Source organism: Nocardioides sp. (genome assembly GCF_034670285.1).
Taxonomy (GTDB): Bacteria; Actinomycetota; Actinomycetes; order Propionibacteriales; family Nocardioidaceae; genus Nocardioides.
The window spans coordinates 1-4,241 of record NZ_JAXMNS010000339.1 but is presented as its reverse complement, the minus strand read 5'-3'; the positions used below and the strand labels follow the sequence as shown (position 1 = coordinate 4,241).

The 4,241-nt window shown below is 67.6% G+C and carries 5 protein-coding genes; 1 reads left to right on the top strand and 4 read right to left on the bottom strand.

What is annotated here, in order from left to right; translation table 11 throughout:
• A partial coding sequence (locus tag VOI19_RS15320; protein ID WP_323793832.1) for an SCO4848 family membrane protein occupies positions 1-296 on the top strand: 296 nt, incomplete at its 5' end.
• Here the strand turns inward: VOI19_RS15320 and VOI19_RS15315 are convergent.
• From VOI19_RS15315 to VOI19_RS15300, 4 genes are all read right to left on the bottom strand, one after another.
• The gene (locus VOI19_RS15315; RefSeq protein ID WP_323793831.1) at positions 264-836 is read right to left on the bottom strand and encodes an isochorismatase family protein; all 573 of its coding nucleotides are present in this window, start codon (positions 834-836) and stop codon (positions 264-266) included. The genes VOI19_RS15320 and VOI19_RS15315 overlap by 33 nt on opposite strands.
• Before the next feature lie 93 nt (positions 837-929).
• Complete coding sequence (locus VOI19_RS15310) at positions 930-1,673, bottom strand: succinate dehydrogenase/fumarate reductase iron-sulfur subunit (RefSeq protein ID WP_323793830.1); 744 nt, start codon at positions 1,671-1,673, stop codon at positions 930-932.
• Positions 1,670-3,706, bottom strand: a complete 2,037-nt coding sequence (locus VOI19_RS15305; protein WP_323793829.1) for a fumarate reductase/succinate dehydrogenase flavoprotein subunit — start codon at positions 3,704-3,706, stop codon at positions 1,670-1,672. Before VOI19_RS15305 ends, VOI19_RS15310 begins: the two co-directional genes overlap by 4 nt.
• 10 nt (positions 3,707-3,716) lie before the next feature.
• Positions 3,717-4,241: succinate dehydrogenase cytochrome b subunit (locus tag VOI19_RS15300; protein ID WP_323793828.1), on the bottom strand; the 525-nt coding region annotated here is incomplete at its 5' end.

Below are 4,241 nucleotides of genomic sequence, written 5' to 3'. Positions count from 1 at the left end.
CTGGTCGCCGCCCTCCGGAAGAAGGACCGGTCATGAAGTTCGAGCGCACGCACGCGCTGCTCCTGCTGTCGGTCGCCGCGTGGAACGTGCTCACGTTCAGCATGTTCGCCAAGAACCTCTACGCCGCCTACGAGAGCGGTGAGGACCGGGCGGCCGGCTACTGGATCGCCCACCTCGTGCTCATCGTGGTCAACTTCGCCATCGCGGGCGTGCTGGCTCGACTGGGCTGGCGGGCCCTCAAGGCCGATCGCAACGACGCCGGGTCAGTCGCCGAAGACGATCTCGTCGGCCGGTAGCACCCGGGTCGTCACGCCCGGGTAGGTCGTGTCCTCGATGAAGAAGTTCGTGTAGGCGATCATCTCGCGCGCCCCGACGGGCACCATCTCGCCGCTCGGCAGCGGGAGCTCCCACGGGCCGGTGTCGGTGGTGTGGGCATCGGCGACCAAGGTGGTGTCGTAGCCCTCGACGAGGGCGCGCATGGTCGTGGTGCGGATGCAGGCGTCGGTCGCCGCCCCGCAGATCACCAGGGCGGTGACCCCGAGGGCGTCGAGCTCGGCCCGCAGCGACGTGTCGGCGAAGGCGTCGAGGTGCTGCTTGCCGATCACGGTCCGGCCCTCGTCGGGTCGGACGGCCTCGACGATCTGCCACGGGTCGGAGCCCGGGATGAACGGTCCTGACTCGTGCTGCACCCACAGCACCGGCGCGCCTGCGGCCTCGGCGCGAGCGATCAGGTCGGCGACCCGACCGATCACGGCTTCGCGCTCGTAGGCCTCGGCGGTGTTGCCGTGCTGGACGTCGACGACGAGGAGGGCGGTGAGAGGGCTCCGAGAGTTCATGCGGGGAGACTAGACCGCGGGCACGCTGTCGAAAATGCCGAACGCCCCGCCCGGCAGCAGCCGGGACGGGGCGTTCGAGAGGATTGCTGCGGCTCAGTAGCCGTTCTTGATGGCCGTACGCAGATCCTTGTTGAGCTGGCTGATCACGTCGAGCGGGATCTCCTTGGGGCACGCACCGGCACACTCGCCGATGTTGGTGCACCCGCCGAAGCCCTCGGCGTCGTGCTGGCCGACCATGCCGATCACGCGGCTGTCGCGCTCGGGCTGACCCTGGGGGAGCAGGCCGAGCTGGGTGATCTTGGCGCCCATGAAGAGCGAGGCCGAGCCGTTGGGGCAGGCCGCCACGCAGGCGCCGCAACCGATGCAGGTCGCCATGTTGAAGGCCCGCACTGCCTTGTCACGCTGCACGGGCACCGAGTTGGCCTCGGGGGCCGAGCCGGTGTTGGCCGAGATGAAGCCGCCGGACTGGATGATCCGGTCGAAGGCCGACCGGTCGACCATCAGGTCCTTGATCACCGGGAACGCGTCAGCGCGCCACGGCTCGATCGTGATGTTGTCGCCGTCCTTGAAGGACCGCATGTGCAGCTGGCAGGTCGTGGTGACCTCGGGGCCGTGCGCCTGACCGTTGATCATCAGGTCGCACGAGCCGCAGATGCCCTCGCGACAGTCGTGGTCGAAGGCGACCGGCTCCTCGTCGGAGGCCAGCAGCTGCTCGTTGAGGACGTCGAGCATCTCGAGGAAGCTCATGTCCTCGGAGATGTCGCTCAGCGAGTAGGTCTGCATCGAGCCCTGGGCGGTCGCGTTGGCCTGACGCCAGATGTTGAGGGTGAGGTTCACTTGTAACTCCGCTGCTTCATCTCGATGGCCGTGTAGATCAGGTCTTCCTTGTGCAGCGTCGGCTGCCCGGCGTCGCCGCCGAACTCCCACGCCGCCACGTAGGCGAACTCCTCGTCGTGACGCAGCGCCTCGCCCTCCTCGGTCTGCGACTCGGCGCGGAAGTGGCCTCCGCACGACTCGCGACGGTTGAGCGCGTCTATGCACATCAGCTCACCGAGCTCGATGAAGTCGGCGACGCGGCCGGCCTTCTCCAGGGACTGGTTGAGGCTGTCGGCCGTGCCGAGCACCTTCAGGTTCGTCCAGAAGTCGGCCTTGAGCTCGCGAATCATGTCGATGGCCTTGCGCAGGCCCTCCTCGGAGCGCTCCATGCCGCAGTACTCCCACATGATGAGCCCGAGCTCCTTGTGGTAGCTGTCGGCCGAGCGGGTGCCCTTCAGCGACAGGAACTTCTCGATGCGCTGCTCCACCGAGGTGCGAGCCTCGACGACAGCCGGGTGGTCCTCGGAGATCTTGTCGAACGGCGCGTCGGCGAGGTACTCGCGGATCGTGTTCGGCAGGACGAAGTAGCCGTCGGCCAGGCCCTGCATCAGCGCCGAGGCGCCGAGGCGGTTGGCGCCGTGGTCGGAGAAGTTGGCCTCACCGGCCACGAACAGGCCCTCGAGGTTCGACTGCAGGTTGTAGTCGACCCACAGGCCGCCCATGACGTAGTGGACGGCCGGGTAGATGCGCATCGGCACCTCGTAGGGGTTCTCACCGGTGATGCGCTCGTACATGTCGAGGAGGTTGTCGTACTTCTCCTCGATGCCGTCCTTGCCCAGACGCGCGATCGCGTCGGCGAAGTCGAGGTAGACCCCGCGACGGAAGTCGCCGACCATCGGGCCGACGCCGCGACCCTCGTCGCACATGTTCTTGGCCTGGCGCGACGCGATGTCGCGGGGGACCAGGTTGCCGAAGGAGGGGTAGATGCGCTCGAGGTAGTAGTCGCGGTCCTCCTCGGGGATGTCGCGCGGGTCCTTGTCGCAGTCTTCCTTCTTCTTCGGCACCCAGATGCGACCGTCGTTGCGCAGGCCCTCGGACATCAGGGTCAGCTTGGACTGGTGGTCGCCGGAGACCGGGATGCAGGTGGGGTGGATCTGCGTCATGCAGGGGTTGGCCATGTAGGCGCCCTTGCGGTGCGCGCGCCACGTCGCGGTGACGTTGCAGCCCATCGCGTTGGTCGAGAGGAAGAAGACGTTGCCGTAGCCGCCGGAGGCGAGGACGACGACGTCGGCGAGGTGGGTCTGGATCTCGCCGGTGACCATGTCGCGCGCGATGATGCCGCGGGCCTTCTGCGTGCCACCGTCCTCGACCATGATCAGCTCGAGCATCTCGTGACGGGTGTACGTCGTCACGGTGCCGGCGGCGACCTGGCGCTCGAGCGCCTGGTAGGCGCCGATCAGCAGCTGCTGGCCGGTCTGGCCGCGGGCGTAGAAGGTGCGCGAGACCTGCACGCCACCGAAGGAACGGTTGTCGAGCAGGCCGCCGTACTCGCGGGCGAAGGGGACGCCCTGTGCGACGCACTGGTCGATGATGTTGGCGCTGACCTCGGCAAGGCGGTAGACGTTCGACTCGCGCGAGCGGTAGTCGCCGCCCTTCACGGTGTCGTAGAAGAGGCGGTAGGTGGAGTCGCCGTCCTCCTTGTAGTTCTTGGCGGCGTTGATGCCGCCCTGAGCGGCGATCGAGTGCGCGCGACGCGGGGAGTCCTGGTAGCAGAAGGACTTCACGTTGTAGCCGGCCTCGCCGAGCGTGGCTGCGGCAGCGCCACCGGCCAGGCCGGTGCCGACGATGATGACGTCGAGCTTGCGGCGGTTCGACGGGTTGACCAGGCGGTTGTCCATCTTGCGCTTGGTCCACCGGTCGGCGATCGGGCCGGTCGGTGCGTTGGAGTCGACGAGCGGCTCACCGGGCGTGTAGTAGCCGTGGGCGTCGTCGGAGGTCTGGGTGCTCGCCGAGTTGGTAGGGGTGATGCCGGAGAGGTCGAGATTGCTGGCCATGAAGTGCTCCCTACTTCTCGATGATGCCGAGGAGGACGGACAGGGGGACGAGTGAGAAGCCGCCGGCGACGACGACCGCGACGACCCAGCCTGCGGCCTTCGCACGGGCGCGAGAAGCGGCAGTGTTGGTGAGGCCCAGCGTCTGCATCGCGCTCCACGTTCCATGGTGCAGGTGCAGGCCCAGCGCCACCATCGCCACAAGGTAGATGACTGTCATCCACCACAGGTCGAAGGTGTCGACCATCAGCGAGTAGGGGTCACCGGCCGCGGAGCCGGTCTCACCGGTCGCGGGGTTGATCTTGGCGATCGTGAAGTTGAGCAGGTGCCAGGTCAGGAAGACGAGGATCGTGACGCCGCCCCAGCGCATCGTGCGCGAGGAGACCGACGAGGCGACGTTCTTCTTGACGGCGTACTTCACCGTGCGTGCGGAGTGCGCGCGGCGGGTGAGGGCGATGGCAGCGCCGACGTGGATGACCAGGGCGACGATGAGGCCGATCCGGATGATCCACAGCAGCCCGGACTCGGGCAGCAGCGG

Excerpts from the sequence above, each read along its gene's own strand:
- VOI19_RS15305 (WP_323793829.1), bottom strand. The coding sequence starts at position 3,706 with ATGGCCAGCAATCTCGACCTCTCCGGCATCACCCCTACCAACTCGGCG.
- VOI19_RS15315 (WP_323793831.1), bottom strand. The coding sequence starts at position 836 with ATGAACTCTCGGAGCCCTCTCACCGCCCTCCTCGTCGTCGACGTCCAG.